Annotated in this window: 28 protein-coding genes; all 28 read right to left on the bottom strand. The window is 37.2% G+C overall.

The genetic code is table 11. The annotated features are described in order from the left end of the window. Positions 1–19: 19 nt before the first annotated feature. The 28 genes from DP68_RS11350 to DP68_RS11220 all read right to left on the bottom strand — a co-directional run bounded on the left by DP68_RS11350 (position 20) and on the right by DP68_RS11220 (position 20,319). Positions 20–586 (bottom strand): major tail protein, encoded by a 567-nt coding sequence (locus tag DP68_RS11350; protein WP_035309569.1) that lies wholly within the window; start codon positions 584–586, stop codon positions 20–22. A 20-nt stretch (positions 587–606) separates the two neighbouring features. Next, entirely contained in the window at positions 607–927 is a 321-nt protein-coding gene (locus DP68_RS11345; RefSeq protein ID WP_035309568.1) for a hypothetical protein, read from the bottom strand. Next, positions 924–1,310 (bottom strand): HK97-gp10 family putative phage morphogenesis protein, encoded by a 387-nt coding sequence (locus tag DP68_RS11340; RefSeq protein ID WP_035309566.1) that lies wholly within the window; start codon positions 1,308–1,310, stop codon positions 924–926. Before DP68_RS11340 ends, DP68_RS11345 begins: the two co-directional genes overlap by 4 nt. After that, on the bottom strand, positions 1,303–1,629 hold the full coding sequence (locus tag DP68_RS11335; protein ID WP_035309565.1) for a phage head closure protein: 327 nt from the start codon (positions 1,627–1,629) through the stop codon (positions 1,303–1,305). Before DP68_RS11335 ends, DP68_RS11340 begins: the two co-directional genes overlap by 8 nt. Positions 1,630–1,633: 4 nt before the next feature. Next, entirely contained in the window at positions 1,634–1,933 is a 300-nt protein-coding gene (locus DP68_RS11330; RefSeq protein ID WP_035309563.1) for a head-tail connector protein, read from the bottom strand. 17 nt (positions 1,934–1,950) lie between these two features. Further along, complete coding sequence (locus DP68_RS11325) at positions 1,951–2,163, bottom strand: Head fiber protein (RefSeq protein WP_035309561.1); 213 nt, start codon at positions 2,161–2,163, stop codon at positions 1,951–1,953. A 12-nt stretch (positions 2,164–2,175) separates the two neighbouring features. Further along, positions 2,176–3,372 carry a phage major capsid protein gene (locus tag DP68_RS11320; RefSeq protein ID WP_035309559.1) on the bottom strand — a complete coding sequence of 399 codons (1,197 nt, stop codon included), beginning with the start codon at positions 3,370–3,372 and terminating at the stop codon, positions 2,176–2,178. Between the two features lie 14 nt (positions 3,373–3,386). After that, entirely contained in the window at positions 3,387–4,085 is a 699-nt protein-coding gene (locus DP68_RS11315) for a head maturation protease, ClpP-related (RefSeq protein WP_035309557.1), read from the bottom strand. Further along, complete coding sequence (locus DP68_RS11310; RefSeq protein WP_035309555.1) at positions 4,082–5,341, bottom strand: phage portal protein; 1,260 nt, start codon at positions 5,339–5,341, stop codon at positions 4,082–4,084. The genes DP68_RS11315 and DP68_RS11310 overlap by 4 nt, the downstream gene beginning before the upstream one ends. A gap of 16 nt (positions 5,342–5,357) precedes the next feature. Further along, on the bottom strand, positions 5,358–6,959 hold the full coding sequence (locus DP68_RS11305) for a terminase TerL endonuclease subunit (RefSeq protein WP_035309552.1): 1,602 nt from the start codon (positions 6,957–6,959) through the stop codon (positions 5,358–5,360). A gap of 115 nt (positions 6,960–7,074) precedes the next feature. Continuing rightward, positions 7,075–7,872: a hypothetical protein gene (locus DP68_RS11300; protein ID WP_035309551.1), complete on the bottom strand. Its 798-nt coding sequence runs from the start codon at positions 7,870–7,872 to the stop codon at positions 7,075–7,077. Positions 7,873–8,074: 202 nt separating this feature from the next. Next, positions 8,075–8,251, bottom strand: a complete 177-nt coding sequence (locus DP68_RS11295; RefSeq protein ID WP_035309548.1) for a DUF5049 domain-containing protein — start codon at positions 8,249–8,251, stop codon at positions 8,075–8,077. After that, complete coding sequence (locus DP68_RS11290) at positions 8,244–8,483, bottom strand: DUF4314 domain-containing protein (protein ID WP_035309547.1); 240 nt, start codon at positions 8,481–8,483, stop codon at positions 8,244–8,246. Before DP68_RS11290 ends, DP68_RS11295 begins: the two co-directional genes overlap by 8 nt. Further along, on the bottom strand, positions 8,467–9,174 hold the full coding sequence (locus tag DP68_RS11285; protein ID WP_035309545.1) for a virulence protein: 708 nt from the start codon (positions 9,172–9,174) through the stop codon (positions 8,467–8,469). The genes DP68_RS11290 and DP68_RS11285 overlap by 17 nt, the downstream gene beginning before the upstream one ends. A gap of 130 nt (positions 9,175–9,304) precedes the next feature. Beyond that, entirely contained in the window at positions 9,305–9,613 is a 309-nt protein-coding gene (locus DP68_RS11280) for a hypothetical protein (RefSeq protein WP_035309543.1), read from the bottom strand. A 76-nt stretch (positions 9,614–9,689) separates the two neighbouring features. Beyond that, entirely contained in the window at positions 9,690–11,618 is a 1,929-nt protein-coding gene (locus tag DP68_RS11275) for a DNA cytosine methyltransferase (RefSeq protein WP_035309541.1), read from the bottom strand. Then, positions 11,611–12,828, bottom strand: coding sequence for a site-specific DNA-methyltransferase (locus DP68_RS11270; RefSeq protein ID WP_035309615.1), 1,218 nt, complete (start codon positions 12,826–12,828; stop codon positions 11,611–11,613). The genes DP68_RS11275 and DP68_RS11270 overlap by 8 nt, the downstream gene beginning before the upstream one ends. A 35-nt stretch (positions 12,829–12,863) precedes the next feature. Beyond that, entirely contained in the window at positions 12,864–13,010 is a 147-nt protein-coding gene (locus tag DP68_RS19620; RefSeq protein ID WP_291548738.1) for a hypothetical protein, read from the bottom strand. Positions 13,011–13,012: 2 nt separating this feature from the next. Further along, on the bottom strand, positions 13,013–13,591 hold the full coding sequence (locus tag DP68_RS11265; RefSeq protein WP_035309540.1) for a P27 family phage terminase small subunit: 579 nt from the start codon (positions 13,589–13,591) through the stop codon (positions 13,013–13,015). Between the two features lie 133 nt (positions 13,592–13,724). Further along, the gene (locus DP68_RS11260) at positions 13,725–14,084 is read right to left on the bottom strand and encodes an HNH endonuclease (RefSeq protein WP_035309538.1); all 360 of its coding nucleotides are present in this window, start codon (positions 14,082–14,084) and stop codon (positions 13,725–13,727) included. A 121-nt stretch (positions 14,085–14,205) separates the two neighbouring features. Continuing rightward, entirely contained in the window at positions 14,206–14,622 is a 417-nt protein-coding gene (locus DP68_RS11255) for a DUF1492 domain-containing protein (protein ID WP_035309537.1), read from the bottom strand. 2 nt (positions 14,623–14,624) lie between these two features. Next, entirely contained in the window at positions 14,625–14,879 is a 255-nt protein-coding gene (locus DP68_RS11250; protein ID WP_052085766.1) for a hypothetical protein, read from the bottom strand. A gap of 59 nt (positions 14,880–14,938) precedes the next feature. Continuing rightward, positions 14,939–16,297, bottom strand: a complete 1,359-nt coding sequence (locus tag DP68_RS11245) for a DEAD/DEAH box helicase (protein ID WP_035309535.1) — start codon at positions 16,295–16,297, stop codon at positions 14,939–14,941. After that, positions 16,278–16,559, bottom strand: coding sequence for a VRR-NUC domain-containing protein (locus tag DP68_RS11240; RefSeq protein WP_035309533.1), 282 nt, complete (start codon positions 16,557–16,559; stop codon positions 16,278–16,280). The genes DP68_RS11245 and DP68_RS11240 overlap by 20 nt, the downstream gene beginning before the upstream one ends. A 192-nt stretch (positions 16,560–16,751) precedes the next feature. Next, positions 16,752–18,827: a phage/plasmid primase, P4 family gene (locus tag DP68_RS11235; RefSeq protein WP_363330956.1), complete on the bottom strand. Its 2,076-nt coding sequence runs from the start codon at positions 18,825–18,827 to the stop codon at positions 16,752–16,754. 305 nt (positions 18,828–19,132) lie between these two features. Continuing rightward, positions 19,133–19,345, bottom strand: coding sequence for a hypothetical protein (locus DP68_RS11230; RefSeq protein ID WP_035309529.1), 213 nt, complete (start codon positions 19,343–19,345; stop codon positions 19,133–19,135). A gap of 15 nt (positions 19,346–19,360) precedes the next feature. Further along, the gene (locus DP68_RS19880) at positions 19,361–19,558 is read right to left on the bottom strand and encodes a Rha family transcriptional regulator (RefSeq protein WP_035309527.1); all 198 of its coding nucleotides are present in this window, start codon (positions 19,556–19,558) and stop codon (positions 19,361–19,363) included. Continuing rightward, positions 19,552–20,319 carry a phage antirepressor KilAC domain-containing protein gene (locus tag DP68_RS11220; RefSeq protein ID WP_035309526.1) on the bottom strand — a complete coding sequence of 256 codons (768 nt, stop codon included), beginning with the start codon at positions 20,317–20,319 and terminating at the stop codon, positions 19,552–19,554. The genes DP68_RS19880 and DP68_RS11220 overlap by 7 nt, the downstream gene beginning before the upstream one ends. Positions 20,320–20,462: the final 143 nt, after the last annotated feature.

Below are 20,462 nucleotides of genomic sequence, written 5' to 3'. Positions count from 1 at the left end.
ATACCTCCCATCCTTAATATTAAGCTACTGGAGCATATACATTGGTAAACCAAGTAGCCCCACCTGTAAATCCACTATCTTCATCTGCAGTGTACTTCCACTTACCATCTGCTCTTGTAAGAAATGTACCTTTTAGTTTAGGTGTTTGGAATTTTGTTTTATCTTCCTGTGTTGAATGTTCTTCTTCTGGTTCACTAAATTTACCCTTAAGAAGCCAAACATATCTGTACTTTCCATTAGCTTTCTTTATCTTAAAGCCAATAGCTACATAAGGTGCTATATCATCAGCTTCATAACTCATTACTTTACTTGTAGCATCTAATGTATGTCCAAGTAAAACTGCTTGTACTTCTAAAGGCAAATCTTGAATTTCAATCTCCACATCTACCTCACCCATACTTGAAACTGTTTCAACTGCTCTATTATCAGCATATAGAGTATCCGAGTTACTCTTAGGACTTATTTTTACATTTATTGCTGGTGAAATTAATTCTGGTGTACCATAAGTTATTGTTGCTTCATCTGTTAAAACTGCATAAACTAAATTTTCTACTCCTATAGGAGCACTGTTCACTATTCCTGACATAGATTATTACCCCCATTCTTCTAATTTAAATAAAAAAATCTAATTGCTTTATGATATATCTTTGTATCACTTTCAAATAAATCAGCCGCAGAAGTTCTTATAAACCCTGCGGCCTCCATAGCATTTTTCACATTTTCTATAAGCTCTGTATAATCACTTTTACTCCATATATCTATTTGAATATAATAACCTGTAGATTTTTCTTCATTGTCAGCATACTGCTCACCTTGTTCTAAATAATTGAAAAAGGTTATATATGTGCTTTCTTTTCCGTTGTACTTTTGAAATGAAACCGGTACATTGAGAGATTTTAAAGCTTCAATTACTTTATTGTTTATCACTTCAAGCCCTCCTTCAAAGTTTCAGCTATAGTTTTCTGTATTGTATTTTTATTTTTCTCATAAGCTGGTTGTAAAAAAGGTCTTGCAGGCATTTTAGAAGTTCCAAATTCCAAGAATTTATCGTAAAATATCTTTGAATTATCTCCCTTATCTACACCTACAAGAATATATTTTGATCCATCTTTCTTTTTTACATTACTTATCTTAAGACCCTCTCTAAGATTACCACTTCTATCATTAAATGCATTTGTTCCCTTTGCATCCTCAAGTACAGGCTCTGCTGCATTTTTTAGTGCTTTGTTTTCAAGTCTTCCTACATTTGCACCTATCTGTTGAAGCTTGTTTAATATCTCATCAACACCTGTAAGTTCTATGTTAGCCACTATTCTCAACCTCCAAAGCACTAATTTCAATATATTTGTTTTTATATTTGATATTATCTATGGAGTTTATATTGTACTGTTTTCCCTTAAAAAGAATCCTCATTGTTGGTTCGATATTTGGTACATACCTTATTGTAAATTTAACAGTATTCTCTTCTTTAACCGCTGCAGCTTCAAAGTATTCTCTACCATGAAGATTTGTAATTGCAGCCCATACCGTCTTGTAATCTTGCCAATCTTCCATCTCAAAACCATTCTCGTTGGTATTAGCAGTTAATTTTTGAAAAGTAATTCTATGCCTCAATTCACCAATATCCATAAAATCACCAGCTTTCCTTGCGAAGATTTCCGAGTATTAATTTCATTACATTAATTGTATCTGAAATACTGACATTTTCATTTTTCTGATAATATGTTCCTTCCCTTTTTTCATACATATTGGCTACCGCATAAAGGACTGCTTGCCTTACTACCTGTGGCACTTCCTCAAATTCAGATAAGGGATATCTTAATATATCTTCACAGATTTCTTCAGCTGTAAAAATAAAATTAGTGATGAGTGTATTTTCCTCATCACCATCTATTCTTAAATACAGTTTTGTCTCTTCAAGTGTTACTACCATACACCCATCACCTCACTTTATTCCACTTCCATAAGACCTGCTACTTTAAGTTTTGTAAGCAGAGCATTGAAATCATTTTTTAAATTTTCAATAGTAGTAGCTGTACTTTCTACTTGATTTTCAGCCATAGGAAACCCTTCTACAATAGCATCTTCATTTATTTTCAAAGCTCCACCTATAACCCATTTATCCCCACCTTGTTCGCTATAATTTTTCGATGTATAACTCATACTGCACCTCCATTAAGCTTTCATTTTGAGAATCTGTACTGCTTCTGGAAGAACAAGTCTACCATCCACACGCTCTTTAGCTACAAAACCAACCATGCCATTACCTGCAAATAGTTCTTTAAGTTCTGCAAAAGAACGAGAACCTCTATCACCAATATTATAGTAGCTAAAGTCCCCAAACGCTATTACAGGGTTTCCTGCTGCAACTGTTGGAACATAAGCTGAGGTGTAAACAGGGTAACCAAGTAAACTATCCGGTTCTCCTACTTGATAAGATGGTTGCCATATATATGCTCCATTCCCATCCTTTAATTTCCTAAGAATTGCAAGTGTCTGATCATTTATAATAAATACAGCATTTTTTCTATAAGGACGCTTTAATGAATAAATTAAATTGAGTACCTCATCTGCAGTAATTGTAGTGGCACTACCAGATGTTACACCAACTTGACCACCACCTGTTGCTGCAAAAATACCTAGTGGCTTTCCAATTCCATCTCCATTTAGGAAAGCATCTTCTTCTGCATTTGCTAGTGCCTTTGCAAACTTGTTTAAGATATATGTTTCAAGATTAAATACATTATCATAAAGAAGTTCTTCTGTTACTTTAACTGCAACGTGAAGTTTATGTGCATCAAGGTTAATTTGTTCAAACTTAGCATCCCCAAATGTTAATGCTCCACCTTCATCAATCCAAGCTGCTGCTGGTGTAGATGCTCCGATATTAATTTTTCTTTCAGCACCGGTTTTAATTATAGTTGAAAGTTTTCTCATAATATTTTCTTCTGTTAATCCTTCAATTAAACGGGTATCATATTCTTCAGGAACAAGATATCCTCCATCTGCATCAACACCTTCTTGAAGTATATTATTAACTCTTCTGAAATTAGAGCGAAGTGCATTTAACATAGAATCCTTATATTCATCTGTTGCAACTCCTGTTTTAGGCTGTTCATTTGTTTGTGGCTTTGTAGGGTTACTAAGAATAGGACTGCTTGTAGGCTTTGACATTTCAGCATCAATTGCTGTTAGTCTACTTTCCCTTTCAATTTCCTTAGTTAAAGCCATGATATTATTCTCCATTTTTGTGTAAGTAGCATTATCTTCTTCTAAAAGCACATCACTTTCATTTCTTTTATTATCAAGAAATGCCCTTGCATCTGCTACTGCCTTATTACGCTTTTCATATAATTCCATAAGTTTATTCATATTGAAATTCCTCCCTAAATAAATTTAAGACGCTCTTTTAGCGTCTCGATTGATGTTTGATTTTTATTTGTTTTAGCATCTTTTTTAACTATCATTTTATCAAGTAATGAGTTGGTTACTGCTTTTCTACTAAAGGCATAGGTCATATCATCAGATAACTTTGTCTTTTTCTCATCCTTTAAAATCCCATCTGCAAAACCAAGTTCCAATGCCTTATTAGCATTTAGCCACGTTTCTGCATCCATAAGATTAGATAACTTTACACGAGATAAAGAGGTCTTAATTTCATAAGCATTGATGATACTTTCCTTAACTTCAGAAAGCATATCAATGGCCTTTTGCATTTCCTCACTATCTCCAATGGCAACTGTAAGTGGGTTGTGAATCATCATTAGTGCAGTAGGTGCCATAAGTACATTAGTACCTGCCATAGCGATAACACTTGCAGCTGATGCTGCAATACCGTCAATCTTTACAGTTATATTGCCTTTGTAATCCATAAGCATTGAATAAATCTGACTAGCAGCAATGCAATCTCCTCCGGGACTGTTTATCCATAGAGTGATATCCCCTTCTCCGCTTAAAAGTTCTGCCTTAAATGCTTTTGGAGTTACTTCATCATCAAACCAGCTTTCTTCTGCAATTGCACCGTTAAGGTATAAAGTTCTGGTATCAGAATTTTCATCCTTGACCCAGTTCCAAAATTTCCTCACTTGGATTCCTCCATTCCTAAATTGTTTTTGTTAGCAAATATTCCTGCATCATTCAGCTTTGTCATATTTCCGTTAATTAGATATAAATCTCCACCTAGCTCTTTGGGAATAAGGTCTAGATTTTCAAGTTCCCTAATGTCATTTGCACTCATCCAACCATTTTGTCTTGCAGTGGCATACCCATTCATACGGCTCTGATAATCACCCCTCAAAAGGCCATCTACATTGAACTTGATGAAATACTTCCTTTTATCACTAGGTGAAAGTAGAGAACGTACCATTGCTTGTTCCCACCTTGATACCCAAGGGTCAAGAGTATACTTCACAAACTCCAAAGACTGCTGTTCTATATTAGAAAAGCTAGACTTTTCAAGGTCACCGACCATATGTGGCGGCACCCTAAAAATTCTAGCGATTTCATTGATTTGAAATTTCCTTGTTTCAAGAAATTGTGCCTGCTCTGGAGAAATGGAAATTGGTGTATATTTCATTCCTTCTTCAAGGACAGCTACCTTGCTTGAATTACTGCTACCACCAAAAGTTGCATTCCAACTTTCCCTTACACGAGTAGGATCTTTTAATGTTCCAGGATGTTCTAGCACACCACCCGGTGCCGCACCATTTGCAAAGAACTTGGCTCCATATTCCTCGCAGGCAATTGCCATACCGATCGCATTCTTTGCCATGGCGATTGGAGAATATCCTACAAGTCCATCAAATCCAAGACCAGGAATATGAAGTACATCTGAAGGGTACAGTTTTACCGTACTTCCTTTCATTGTAGGAGTCTCCTCTTTATTTGTCATATAGCTATAATAAAGCTGTCCCGTCTCATCTCTATCTACTGTCATCCGGTTGGGCATTAGAGGATATAATGCCACTACTTCACCTTTACCATTTCTAATAATCTGTGCATAAGCATTACCCCATAAAAGTAAATGAGTCATTAATGTTTCACGAAATACAAAGGAGGTCATTTCAGGGTTTGGCTCATCATGCAAAAGAAAATACAGTGGATTTTTAATAGCCTTTTCCTTGCCGCCATTATCGGTATACTCATATAAATGAAGAGGTAACCCTGCCACTGCCTCTGCTAAAATTCTCACACAAGAATATACAGCAGTCATTTGCATTGCGGTTCTTTCAGTTACAGGTTTTCCTGAAGTTGTACCTCCTAAAAAGAAACTATATGCACTTCCTGCTGTTCTGTTTGTAGGTTTATCTCTGGATTTAAATAAACTGCTTAATATATTCATAAAACATCATTCCCCCCTAAATAAACAAAATGCCCCTGTCATCATAAACAGAAGCACCGGCCTCATTACCACAGCGAATCGCTCTATCAAGAGCCATTATCGTTGCTATAGCACCATCTATTTTTTCAGTTGATTTTTCTTTGTCTGCCTTGATGTTTCCGGCAGGGTCTGTTCTAATGAAGATGTTATCCATCATCCATCTAAGAACAGGATGGCCACCGTGTGCAAGTTTCTGCTCTAGTGTCAGTTTCATTAATTCCTTTGTTGGTGGACTCATATCCTTAAAACCTTGACCAAATGGCACAACAGTAAAACCCATACCCTCAAGGTTTTGTACCATCTGAACTGCGCCCCAGCGGTCAAAGGCTATTTCACGGATGTTGTACTTCTCACCAAGCTTTTCAATAAACTTTTCAATAAAGCCATAATGCACTACATTTCCTTCTGTAGTTTGAAGATATCCTTGCCTTTCCCATACATCATAGGTAACATGATCACGCTTTACTCTAAGGTCTATAGTTTCTTCTGGTATCCAAAAGTAAGGCAGTACACAGAATTTATCATCCTCATCCACTGGAGGAAATACTAGCACAAAGGCTGTAATGTCAGTTGTACTGGAAAGGTCTAAACCACCGTAGCAAACGCGCCCTTTCAAGGATTCTTCATCTACTTTAAAAGAGCAAGCATCCCATTTATCCATAGGCATCCAACGAACAGCCTGTTTCACCCACTGATTAAGTCTAAGCTGTCTAAAAGAATTCTCCTCGGCAGGGTTCTGCTTTGCAGATTCACAAGCAGCCTTTACTTTATCAATACCAACTGTTATACCAATGGAAGGATTAGCTTTCTTCCAAACCTTAGGATCTGTCCAGTCATCAGATTCATCTGCTCCATAAATTACAGGATAAAATGTGGAGTCTACTTTTCTTCCCTCTAGGATATCTTTCGCTTTCTGATGGGTTTCATAGCAGATAGACTTTGTATCAGTTCCAGCTGTTGTAATAAGGAAATACAGTGGCTGCATACGGGCATCTCCAGAACCCTTTGTCATAACATCGAACAGCTTCCTATTAGGCTGCGTGTGCAATTCATCGAACACGACCCCGTGTATATTAAATCCGTGTTTGGAATAAGCCTCTGCTGATAAAACTTGATAAAAACTATTTGTAGGTTTATAAATTATTCTCTTTTGAGATGCTAGAATTTTAACTCTTTTACTAAGCGCAGGACACATACGCACCATATCAGCAGCTACCTCAAATACGATAGATGCCTGTTGGCGGTCAGCTGCACAACCATAAACCTCAGCTCTTTCTTCAAAATCACCACAGCATAAAAGTAGTGCCACTGCAGCTGCAAGTTCTGATTTACCTTGCTTTTTAGGAATTTCAATATATGCAGTATTAAACTGCCTGTAACCATTACGTTTTAGTGTACCAAAAATATCACGAATAATCTGTTCTTGCCAATCTATAAGATCAAACTTTTTACCTGACCATGTACCTTTGGTATGACAAAGAGCCTCAATAAAGGCAACAGCATAATCTGCGTGTTCTTTGCTATAGATACTATCCTTTGCCTTAAACTTTGTTGGTTTATATTTTTTTAACTTTCTCATAAGCTGTCACCTTCCTTTCTTTGCGTTAAAAAAGGAGCTACTATAAAATAGCTCCTGGGTAAAACTTGTATCTAATTGCGCTCAATAACAATTTATATTGTATAAGTATAATGCTTTATGGTGTCGGAGTAGAAATTGGAACCGAATTTGATGTTGGAGTCGTAGTAGCAACTGGAGTTAATGCTGTTGTTGATGTAGCTGATGATATTGATGGTGCCTGAGTCCCTTGGCTTAAGGCTTTAGCTGCTGGTATATTATTATTAATTATTGATACAAGAGTATCAACATCGCTTTGTTCTTCAACGCTATCTTTACCAGTCACAGTTTTGAACTGGTCATAAATCTTCTTATATAAACCAAGCTTATCATTACCAATTGCATTCCCAAAAAGTACTCTTTTTATAAATACTTTATTATCCTTCACAAAAAACCTTACTAGGACATTATCGTTTTGAAGCTTTATGCACACATTTTGAACTACTCCTACCTTAACATTAGGATTATTATCAACTAAATTAGCAATTGCATTAATCAGTCCATCAACAGCGTAATACTCTTGTCTATACTTAGCTTTATCTATGGCGATTCTGAACTGATTACTATTCTCGCAATGGGATTGGGTATAAGGCTTAAATAATTCGTCATGATCATCTACAACTTTAGCTATACCTTTTGGTGTTTCGCCAGGTATAAATATAAAATTATGAAAGTTAGCATCTAGATAGTCGGCAACTTTGCAAATATCACCAATTGGAATACTGCTTATGTCCTTAATATGACTGAGTGACATCAACTTCACAATGTCCAGTGGTACTTTAGTGTCCTCTGATATCTTTTCCAGTGGTAGTAGATTCTGCAACTCTCTCTCTTTCTTCTCATGGAAAAATCTGAACCTTGTTTCTGGTTTATACATGAATCCCTCCGTAAATGAAAAATTACTTATATAGTATTATACTATTCACAAATCAAAAATATGTTAATGTTAATGTCAATTTGAATGTGAAATTAATGTGAAATGATATATGTCATAATAAAAAAAGGACTACTATCAGCAATCTAAAAATCATGTACAACTAGAAACCGCCCATAAAGGGCTATCCCATGTGTTTATTGTCTTATTCCTCACCTGTAAGGATAAACTTCACATACTCTTTACTATGTTCTTCTATAAAAATTACTAGTTCGTTAAACCTAAGTTCGTGGGCTATCTTTTGAACTGCTGGAAGGTCAAACATATTAGTAATGCCTGTATCACGCACTTTGAGGATTTGTTCTCTTGCCCTTCTATCCATTGCAGTTCTCCTCATTAATCTTCTTGCATTTATCGACCCCATAAATAACATGGAGTCCAGAACCATTATCCCACTGCACCATTATTGATCCTGTATCATCAACGCCCCAAACTGTACCCTTTGTTCCCATTGGAGGTGCTTGGATGTCATCCATCTCCACAAGTTCTACCCTTGTGCCTGCCGGATACTTCTTGCGGAGCATTTGAACTATTTCTTTACTCAGAAACTTCATTCCTAGCACCTCCCTTGAAAGCTGATGAACCTGTGAGGTTCTGAAGGAGAATCTTGCGTTCCTTCTTGTACTCATCACCGATAAAGCCTAATCGAAGGAGGAAACAGCGAAATGCGTATTTCTCATTGTCCACTTCCTTTTCTCTTGGGCTGATGCGTTTCTGGTTTCTTGCCATTTCACAAATGCTGTAAATGAAATGTGTATAGGCTTTAACTGTTTCGCTGTCCTCAGGCATGAATGAGAACCAAGGAAAGGAAACTTTATCATCATCCTTGAAAATTGGAAGGCTGTTTAATCCTAGTGCTTTTTTGATTAAGTTTCCTTTTGCCTCGATAATGTGCTGTAAATTTTCCAAGGCATCATCTACAAAGTAGGTGGCAGGCATTGCCACCGTTAGCCCTACAGTTTCGCTTTGTGACCCTTCTTCTGTAGTATTGGTATGTTCCTTTGATTCTTCAGTTGTTTCCGCCACAAAGCCTTTTTCAGCAAGTTTCTCAAGCAATGTTTTAATCTCATTACTATCTGCTCTATCATCAAAAATAAGTGTGCCTTCCTTGTCTACTGTGAAATAATCAATTTGGTAACTAAAGGTTGGCGCACCTTTATATTTACTTTTAACACCTGTTATTTCACTAATTGTTTTAACTAAATCCTTACGGTCTTTGCCCTCTTTATTAAATTTAACTTCCATTTTGAAGTACCTCCTTATTTTTTGGTACTTACATATATCACTCTAAAGGCACATAATAGCAAGTTAATAATGTACTTAAACTAACTTTTCTTTTAGAAGCAAGAAAACGGTTGTTGTACCCTTTTTCCCATTACTCAATTTCTAATGAAACATACCTTGGATATTCATAACCTTGAGGATCTACAAGTATTGTTTCTCCTGTTTCCTTATTTTTAACTCTAATGCAGATGTCCTCTTTTTCAATCCAAGGTTGGTCTATTAAGAAGTTTGATATAAACTCTTGAAACTCACTACTCCCAAGTTCAACTTCTCTGTTTATTGTGTAGTTTTTAGGCTTATCACCTGCTTTAAGTGCCAGCTCTGTTAACTCCTTTAGTTCTTCTAAATTGAAAATCTTCCTTCCAAAAAGTGCTTTTACTTGCCTTTTTTTATTATCCATACTCCTTGCCTCCTTGTGTTTTTTGGTAATCTATATATGACTCTAAAATCACATAATAGCAAGTTGATAATGTAAATTAATCATCATTATTTTCTGCGTAATAAGCAATTCCTGAAAGTACCATACAAACACAAGGAAGTGCCACACCATTCCCCCACATTTTATATTCTGCTGAATCTGAGTGAGGATCCTTAAGCCACTTTATAATTTGCTTTTCAGTTTTTGGCTTTGTAGATTTTCCTATAATTTTTCTATGGGTTTCAAAGACATCTGTCCAAAAGGCAATATCTTTTTTTGTAGGAGTTCCTGTGCCAAGGTCACTACACCAAAAGTCTGGGAAACCTTGAAGCCTACCACATTCCTTTGGGGTAAGCCTTCTAACCGTATAATTAGGTTCTACTACTGAAGTGAAGTTTCCCTTATCAGGCATTCTCTGATTGCCGCCTGCATTATTTACCGTAAGTGTTGGAGATACATTTTCTCCATTCCAAGCAACTGCTGATGGACCTTGTGCATTTAAAGTTGCTGCAATACCATCTTCTTTAATTCCAAGATTTCTTGCAAAGTTCTTTCCGCAGTTAAAAGTTTCTCTATCGATAGAATAACAAGGCTGTGTTACTATAGATGGATCTTTATAATCTCTTGAACATAGTGTCGGTGCAGTTTCCTTATTCACCTGCATAAATTCACCAGTTGTCATAGAAAAAACTGCGTGTCTATCAGTGGCATTAAGAGTAAAAGATACATCTTCGTTAATACCATCTCCATTAGGCCCATTTTCATCTTTACGCCCGATCATAGATCCTTGCAGAGAATAGCTTTCTACAACTGCTATCCCACCCTGGTTACAAGATGGGTTGCCACCATTTCCGTCAATAGTTCTTGAGGTATCAGTTTTATAAATACCACTATGAGGATTGCTTGATTTCATGGAGTTACTGCCATCTGAGCATATTCCGTATGCCATTGGAACAAATACTGACTGATCATTATTACATGATAAAGTTGCAGATTTATTATCCTGTATTAATGCACCTTTACCTCCGCCTTCGCAGCCACTACGTATTTTAAGAGTTTTAGGAGTATCTATTTCCGTAGTTACAAAAGGCTGATTGTTCCCTCCAGTTCCATAGGTTGCAGAAACTGTGGGTGCAACATCCAAAGGCCCATTGTAACGAGTATCTTGGCTATGGTTTTCAAACATAACACATGGTGGGTGATTAGCCTTTGCCCTAAGTGTTGATGTCTTATTATCAAGTACATCCATACGTTGACCACCTTGGTCATTTAAAACAAGAGTGCTTGCCTCTCCAAAGCAAACCTCAGTACTTCCGGTAGCTCCTTGCCACGGCTTGATGCTCTTCTGAGAATACCCTGACAAGCCTTCGGACTCAAATAATATTTTTCCGGCACACCTACCTGTAAAATCTGCGACAAGGTAGATACGTTTTCTTCGTTGGGGAACTCCAAAGTATTGTGCATCGAGAGTTCTCCATGCAATGGAGTAATCTCTTCCCAATATCTCTCCTGCGTTAAGCCACTTTTTAGGTTTAGGAATAGATAAGGTTTCATCTTTGACTTTTGCGATACTTTCAAGAACTGCTTTGAAATCCTCTCCTTTGTTTGAGGAGAATGCTCCCGGCACATTCTCCCACAGGATAAATCTTGGATAGTTGCCATTTGTAGCACACCTCATTTCTTTAATAATTCTAATGGCCTCATAAAAAAGGACGGATTGTTCTCCCTCAAGTCCTGCCCTCTTACCTGCTACAGACATATCAGTGCAAGGTGAGCCAAATGTAATAATATCTACTGGTTCTATTTCAGCACCGTTAATAGTACTGATATCACCTAAGTGCTTTACCTTAGGCATTCGTTTGGATGTTACACGAATAGGAAAAGGCTCAATTTCTGATGCCCATAAGGGAGTAATACCAGAAATCAAGCCTCCTAAAGGAAAGCCTCCACTACCATCAAAGAGCGAGCCAAGGGTAAGATTACTCATCTTTAACCACCTCATTATAAGGCACTTGTTTACCATCTCTTATTAAAAATACACCTTCATCACTTGAAACCTGTTCAATATATCTTTTTACAATAACATCACAAAACTTCTCATCAAGTTCAACAGTACAGCAGATTCTATCTGTTTGCTCACAAGCTATAAGAGTTGAACCACTTCCACCAAATGGGTCAAGAACTATTGAGTTTGTTAAACTTGAATTTTGAATTGGGTAAGCAATAAGAGCCACAGGTTTCATCGTTGGATGATCTGCATTTTTACTTGGTCTATCAAATTCCCATATGGTAGTTTGTTTTCTATCCGAATACCATTGATGTTTACCCGATTTCTTCCATCCAAATAAAACTGGCTCATGCTGCCATTGGTAAGGACTTCTGCCTAATACAAGACTTTGCTTCTTCCAAATGCAAGTACCACTTAAATAAAACCCGCTATCTGCAAAAGCTTTTCTAAAGTTAAGTCCTTCTGTATCAGCATGAAAAACGTAAATGGAACCATCACTAGCTAATGCCTTTTCCATGCTGGTAAAGCTATCAAAAAGGAAATTAAAAAAGGCATCTGCTGAAAGATTATCGTTTTGTATCTTTCCTGCAGTGCCTTCGTATTTTACGTTATATGGTGGGTCGGTAACTATTAAATTTGCCTTCTTACCGCCCATCAATTTTTCATAGGTTTCTGATTTTGTACTATCTCCGCATAAAAGACGGTGTCTTCCTAAAATCCACAAATCACCTTGTTTTGTAATGGTAGGGTTTTTAAGTTCTTCATCAACATTAAAATCATCTTCCTGTATCTCATCTGCTGAATTTAAAAGTGTATTTAATTCAGCTGCATCAAATCCTAAAAGGTCGATATCAAAGTCAAGCTCCTTTAAATTCTCAAGTTCTATGGATAATAAATCTTTATCCCATCCTGCATCTTCAGCAAGTCTATTATCTGCAATAATATAAGCTTTCTTTTGTGCCTCAGTTAAATGGTCAACAAAGACACAAGGTACACTTTTCATTCCATCTTCTTTAGCTGCTAGAACTCTACCATGTCCTGCTATAATATTAAAATCTCTATCGATTAAGATTGGATTTACAAAACCAAATTCTCTAAGACTTGATTGTAACTTTTTTATTTGTTTTTCATTATGGGTTCTTGAGTTATTTGCATATGGCACAAGTTTTGATATCTCCACTTGTTGCATTTCTTGTGTAAATTTATTTTCTTTCTCCAAATTAATCACCCCCGTCTTAGTAATTTTATAAGCCCCTTATTTGCACCAACAACATCTCCTGCTACTGCCTGCCCCCTTAAGGTCTTATATTGCTGTTTGGTTAATATATTTTTATTTTCATTAAGTTGTTTCATAAAAGCTTGCTTCTCCATTTTTATCTTCCCTTTCTCCCCGATAAAAGTGCCTCCATAATATCATCTTGAGGATTTCCAACAAATGCTGTGGTACAGTTTTGCTTAACAATATCAAAGATTTCATACCACAATAAATTTGCTTGCTTTAAAAAAGATTGACTCATCTGCACAAAAGGACTGGCAATTGCACCACCTGTTGTAGGGTGTTTTCCTAAAAGTCCATAAGTGCTAATAGCTTCCTCACATTGGATGTATCTTGTAAAGGCTTGGGCATAGGATTCAATAAGTCTTGGATTAACAAACTTCTCGCACCCTCTATCTTTTAGCCATTTCCAAGTTTCAGTAAATAATAAATCCGCTCCAAGTGGTTTGCCATCCCTTTGCTTTGAACTAAGGTAGTCACTTGGACTTGGCATATCCTCACCATTCAAAGTTTCAGCACCATCTAGCTCATCAACCTCAAATATTGTTTCAGGTTGTAGGTTTGGTACTTCTAATATTTTTGCTGCCTTACCTTTTGTGATTTTATCTGAAAGAGGTATCTGTTTATCTCCTGCACGAACCCGTCTGCCACCCCTGTTTGTTCCGTCTTTGGCCACATTTTTCACCCCTTTCTTATCCTTACTTGGTTTAATCCCCCGTTTGAACTGCAATTTTTGTGTGTGTGACCCCCCGCCCGTTCCCCAGTGGGGTAGTCCTAGAGATTCCTACCGCCCCTAGGGTGCTAGTCCATCAGCCTCTATTCCATCTATCGCCATCCCTGGCAGTAATAGCAGAGTGACAAGACTTACACAAAGCCATAAGATTACTCCTCTCATGAGTACCTCCACGAGACAAGGGAAGTATATGATGGACTTCCTCAGCCTTTGTTAGCCTTCCGCTTCTTTCACACTCCTCACACAGTGGGTGCTGTGAAATATAGCTGTCACGTATTCTCTTCCACGCTCTGCCATACCTACGGCGTACAGCTGGCTCACGGCTATACTTCTCGTAGCGTTGGTTATCTATCTTTTCATGTTCCTTGCAAAACCTCCCATCAGTTAAGTTAGGACAGCTTGGATGAGAACATGGTCTCTTTGGTTTTCTTGGCATCACTTGTCACCTCCTTGTTTTTGGGTATAAAGAAAGCCCTGCAGGTAAAACCCTACAAGGCTTGGTTTATTTTTTCTCTATTCTAATACTATCATAATATCTTACTGTCTTTCTCTGTACTTTACTGTAATGTTTTTGGTACAATCACATAATTTAATGCTTTCTTATGTACCTTAAATACATTATCAATACTGTAGTTCATATCAACAGCAATTTGCTCCCACTGCATAAAGCACAGGTAACGCTTTTCTAAAAGAGTTTGATACTCTGGATTTTGAATTGCCTTTATGGTTCTCACAATTTCATGCTTCAAATCCACCAATTTGTCAATATCTTGGTTAATCTCTGTCTGAAGGTCTATAATCTTCTCCACAGCATTGGCCATTGTGGAAATCGCACGATTTGGATTATGTGGCATTCCCGATATCGTGGATGTTGCTCTTGTAGCAAGGTCATTTAAAGATGATACCTGTTCAATCTTGCTATTTATTCTCTGGTCGAGGCGATAAGCCTGACTTAAATATTCCTTTGCCTTCATAATCATTTCACCTCATCTCGCAGCTTCTTAATCAACATTTTTCCGTCAATGTTTGTTAATTCCGAATACCACCTTGAACGAAAGAAACGCTCCACATTAGATTTCATTTTATTGGCCTCAATACTATAAGGATATTTTTTAAGTGTCTTTAAGGCACCCCTATAATCCTTTACAGCTTGTAGAATTATAGCCCCTGCCAGATTAAAAAATCCATCCTCGTTAATAGTGAGCTGGACTTGTATATTATTTTTATTCATAAGCAGTACCTCCGATTAAGAATTTTACTTTCCTCGGATTGACTCTGATTGTCTCAGATTTACAGACTTGCCTTTACAGCATCGATTAATGCGGACTGTGTATTATCTTTTTGGGCTAATGCCTTTAAAATTCTCTCATCAATCGTGCCTTTAGCAACTATGTGCTGTACCACAACGGTATTTGCTGTCTGTCCCTGTCTCCACAACCTTGCTACAGTTTGTTGATACAGTTCCAGTGACCAGGTCATACCAAACCACACTATTGTGGAACCACCGCTTTGTAAGTTTAACCCGTGTCCACCACTCATCGGATGAAGTAATGCAACAGGGATTTCTCCATTATTCCATTTACCAATACTTGCATCAGAATCAAGTTTTGCAAATGAAACCTCAAGTTTATTTAGTCTTTCAGCTATTCTATCTAAATCATGCCTAAACCAGTAAATCAGTAATATCGGTTTGCCATTGGCAGCCTCCACGATATCCTCCAGTGCATCAAGTTTTTTATCATGAATTTTAAGCACTGTTTCATCATCAGTATAAATTGCTCCATTTGCCATCTGACATAACTTCCCTGAAAGAGATGCCGCATTTGCAGCTGTAATTTCACCATCTGGCAGTTGCAATACTAGGTCTTTTTTCAATTTCTCATATCGCTCCTTTTCCTTTTTATCCAGATACACTTCATAATTACAATTCACAAGCTCAGGCATGCTCAAATGTTCAGTAGCTTTCATAGAAATCGTAATATCTGATATTTTGTTGTAAATCTGCTGTTTCGCACCGGGTAGTAATTTGTAACTGTAAACTATGGGACCATTCATCTTATCTGGCTTGAAATAGGCATTACGGTACTGACCAATGAACCGTCCAAGTCTCTCTCCCATATCAAGGAGACGGAACTCGGCAAATAAATCCATGTATCCGTTACTGCTCGGAGTTCCTGTTAAGCCAATTATTCTTTTAACCTTTGGTCTGACCTTCATAAGGGAACGAAATCTCTTCGACTGCCAATTTTTAAAGGATGATAATTCATCAACAACTAACATATCAAAATCAAAAGGGACTCCACTTTTTTCAACAAGCCATTGGATATTTTCACGGTTAATGATGTAAATATCTGCCTGTTTCTTTAATGCTGATAACCTTTCAGCCTCTATACCAACTACTATAGAATATTTCAAATCCTTTAGATGCTCCCATTTCTCAATTTCTGATGACCATGTATTTCTTGCAACACGTAGGGGGGCAACAATCAAGACCTTATGGACTTCAAAGTAGTCAAACAATAAAGCCTCCAATGCTGTTAGAGTGATACTTGTTTTTCCTAAACCCATATCAAGCAGGACAGCTGCTATTGGATGATTCAGAATGTAGTTGATTGTATACTGCTGATAATCATGTGGATTGTATTTCATCAAGGATCCCTCCAATTTGTTCTTCCTCATCAATGACAAATACCTGAAAGCCTAACTCACGAAGTAATTTGTGTCTTGCAAGCTGAAGCGGTCTTGGTTTTTTCAAAGGAGCCTTTACCTCTACAAACGCAATCTTCCCATATGGCAATAAGACTAAGCGGTCGGGCATTCCATCAAAACCAGGTGACGTGAACTTTGGACAGATACCACCACGCTTTTTAACTTCCATTACTAACTTCTTTTCTATGACCTTTTCTCTCATTCGAACCTCCATCAAAAATAATATTGTGCAGGTCTACTGTGGTCATATCCTAAACTCTTCTTATATGATATTTTTATATTTTTTTGCTATAGGGACTTTTTATATATGACTATAGTAGACATACATTTTTACAATTTCTTCATTTAAGAAAAGTTTAGATTTTGACCATTAATGACCTACATATCACTGAAATTACTCTATAAAATCTGTGTTTTTAAGGCGCACCCCATTAATAAACGATCCATTTGATAATCTTTTACGATTCAGACCTAAAATCTCAAGAGCAGTATAAAAGTCTGTGGTACTTCTTGTGTATTCTCCTGTTCTCAAACAGTAGGCACGATATTCCTGGTAGAACTCTCCAGACTTCTGCTTATAAGCAGAATCGAGTTCACAACACTCATCAAGAAATGCTCCAAGCCAGTCATTATTAGCACGATAATGATTAATCGCATTTTCTACACAAGATGGAAGTTTTAATTTAAAGCCATTTGCAATAACCTTCTGTGCACCTTCAATAATCCAAGCTAATACATAGGAGCCAGCATTTTGAACTAGATAATCTGTATAGTTCTTGATATCGCTATTTCCTTCAATCTTTGCATTGAAAGGAATAACAATTAATCTACGCCAGGTTCCTTCATCATTAGCTCCTACTCTTGGCAGGTGGTTCGTGTATAGCACAAGTGTATGGCTTGGCACATATTTGAAGGGGTCCTTATACTTCTTCTCTGCCATAACTTCATCTGTGGAACAAAGCTGTTTAATGACGGAAGTATTCAGCCTCATACCTTCTTCCAATTCAGCAGCTATTATAAGGCGTTTGCCTTTAAGTTCTGCCATCTCTGGTTTAACATTTCTCTTGCATCCAACGGTCAATGCATCAGCTGACATAGAACCACTGTAGGTACCAAGAACTCTTGAGATAGTGTTCCAAAAAGTAGATTTACCGTTACGGCCTTCGCCATAAGAAATGATGAGAGCCTCCACATACACCTTTCCTATGGATGCAAGTCCTACAATCTGCTGTACATAATCAATCAGCTCCTGATCACTGCAGAAGAAGGTATCAAGTGCATCCAGCCACAACTGCTTGCCGTTATCTCCTGGAGTGACTGAGGTCTGTTTTGTGATATAATCCATGGCATCAGGCTCGTGCATTCCAGTAAGTCCATCTTTCAAATGATAAGTTGCACCGGGTGTATTTAGAAGAAACTCATCCTTATCCAAATCACTTACACTGATAGAAAGCATCGGCTTTGCAGCCTGTAAGGCACTCGTTACATATTTCATATCACGGCGTTTCATGACAAAGGATCTGTATGCTATTGCAGATAGATAAGTACGATATGCCACCAACTGGTCACCCTGCAGCGAGTTTTCAAACTTTTTACCTCCTGCTTTAACTTCATCTTCTGATGCTCCGGCTGCCACAACAGCGTCCATGCCTCTCTGCACTTCATCCAAAGCATCTGCAAGCTGTAAATCCAGGAATTCCTCCATTGCTCCAACAGCCTGCTGCTTTGATTCCACCCAATACTCCCCATTAAATCGAAGGTAGTCTGTGGCATCTGTGTAACAAAGTTCATCCCCATATTCTCGAGCTAAAACCTTTGCCTGCCCTATATCAGAGAAATCTGAAGGCTTTAGGGACTCTCCTATAAAGTCATCATTAAAATCATTTGGAGCAACATACCCTTCTTGCGATTCTACCTTCTTAGCAAATTTCACAGCACTATTCCATATAGTAGTAAGCTCCTCATCCTCCATAGGTGGGTCACACTTTTTTGCCTCATCAAGGAAAATCTTATGTGCCTTTTCTGTAGCACCATAGCGTTTAACCACCCTTCCTGCAAAGCGAGATAGTGTAGTGTTTCTTCTTCCTTCTGGAATAGAGAAGCCTGCTATTGTTTCAGCATCCTCTTGAAGCTCAGGCAGTTCTTCCTCTATAGTCTCCCATCCGTCATGCCATACAACCTCATCACAATCAGCACCAAATATAAAACGAGCTGCGTCTAAGGCATTATCATCAAAGAATGGAAAAGCTTTTTGTATCCTTCTTTTTAGCTTCACATAATCCATGGCATCTTTGCATGGATTAATAAGGAAATACACATGAAACCTTGGTCTTGCAGTTTTATCATCCTTTTGTTTCATATGATTACGACTTGGTGCAATGGCATAAGAAACATCTGGTAGCATTTTATCTATCTTTTCAGGTGTAACCCATTCCCCCTTATTCTCCGAATGGTCATTATCGCAATCCATAACAGCTACAACAGATTCAACAAAATTATCAGCACTACGATAGTTGTTTTTGTATTCACCACAAACATGATCAGTTTTAACTACTGCTTTTAGCTCTTCTGCAGTAGTTACCTCAACACGGTTAGGATAGCTGCAGTTCTTAGCATTGCCTATGCAATTTGCTGTATAAAATATTAACTTCATCGGCTTTCCTCCTTTAGAATTATCCTATCTTTTTAAGAGGTTTTAAGGCAGCATACTTCTCTGCCTTCTCCTCATTAATAACATTTTTAAATGCCTCATAAACTGTTGGTCACAGCATCCTTCTATTTACAACCACAGTTAGGTTTAATTTCTTTACTGCATTCGCTGCAATAAATAGATGTGCTATATAAATCTCCCTCACCATCTGCAAATACTTCTGAAAGGTCAACATTTACTTCACATCCACAACTTGGACAAATGCAAAATACATTTTCATCATTTATTTCCACGGAAACTTCCATAGAATCACTTATTTTTTCTTTAACATAAAACATTATATTTTCCTCCTCTTATATAGACTTTTGCTTTAATTTTGCCATGTACCATTCAAGGTGATGCTGCTCATCAACAAGCAAATAATAGGACTGCTCAAAATTGAGCCGAGTAAATTCTTTACTCAGCCCAGATCTGGGTTCAGTGATTTTTGCAATATCACACAGTACATTTTTATGCTCCTTCTCAAAGAAATCAGCTATGATCTTCAACATCCACTTTCAATCTGTGGTAACATACCATCAGCTTTCATCAATTCATAAATAAAGAGTCTTCCCTTCTGAGTCCAATAGGTATGAACCCTTGTATGTTGATTTCCATCAGTTCCACAATAACTATGTGTCTTAGTACTTGTATATCCATTTTCTGCGTACTTCTGATACAAAAGCCAAATATCACCTTGCTTAAATTGAATTCCTTTATCATGAAGATAACGATTCATCCATATAGCAGATTTCCCATAATCTTTAGCTATTGCTGATGTAGAAATAAGATCTTTACAATTAAGTACTACATCGTAATATGATACCTTCGGTTTCATTTCAACAATTTGTTGGTTCTGTACTGCTACTGTACCTATTAGCGCTTCATTCTGGCTATTCACAAGGTTAAGCTGCTGATTTGCAAACTGTAATGCCCTTGCCATAATTGCCTCTGGAGAATTCCAAGATTTTTCAACTTCAATAAAATATTGCCTGCATTGTTTCCCCTTTGAAGTACGCTGAATCATACATATCTCTTTTGCCATATCTACAGTTAATTGATGGTCATGTTGAACTTGAGGCATTAAAGTACCATCTGCACGAAGGACATTTTTGTCCACCGTCATATAATCTACATTTTCAATAAACCCATAGTCACACATTCTTGGAAACCATTTATGATAAGGTGTTTCCACCTCTAACACTCTGTGTAAATCCCGCCCAAGTATAGTTGGACGGTCACTTCCATAATTGATTTTTACTAATTCTTTCATAACATCCACTCCTTAAAAAATTTATAGGGAATCCCCCTATAACTCTCTAAGGACATAACTTTTACTTTTGGACGGATATTCTTAAGAGTTTTTTTGTAAATAAAATTGCTTCCTTAATAAAATAAAAAAAATCCTCCTATCTT

Origin of the sequence: Clostridium sp. HMP27 (genome assembly GCF_000765165.1) — a bacterium.
GTDB lineage: Bacteria > Bacillota > Clostridia > Clostridiales > Clostridiaceae > Clostridium_AK.
Note: the sequence above shows the minus strand (reverse complement) of the source record. Positions and strands in the feature narration are given on the sequence as shown.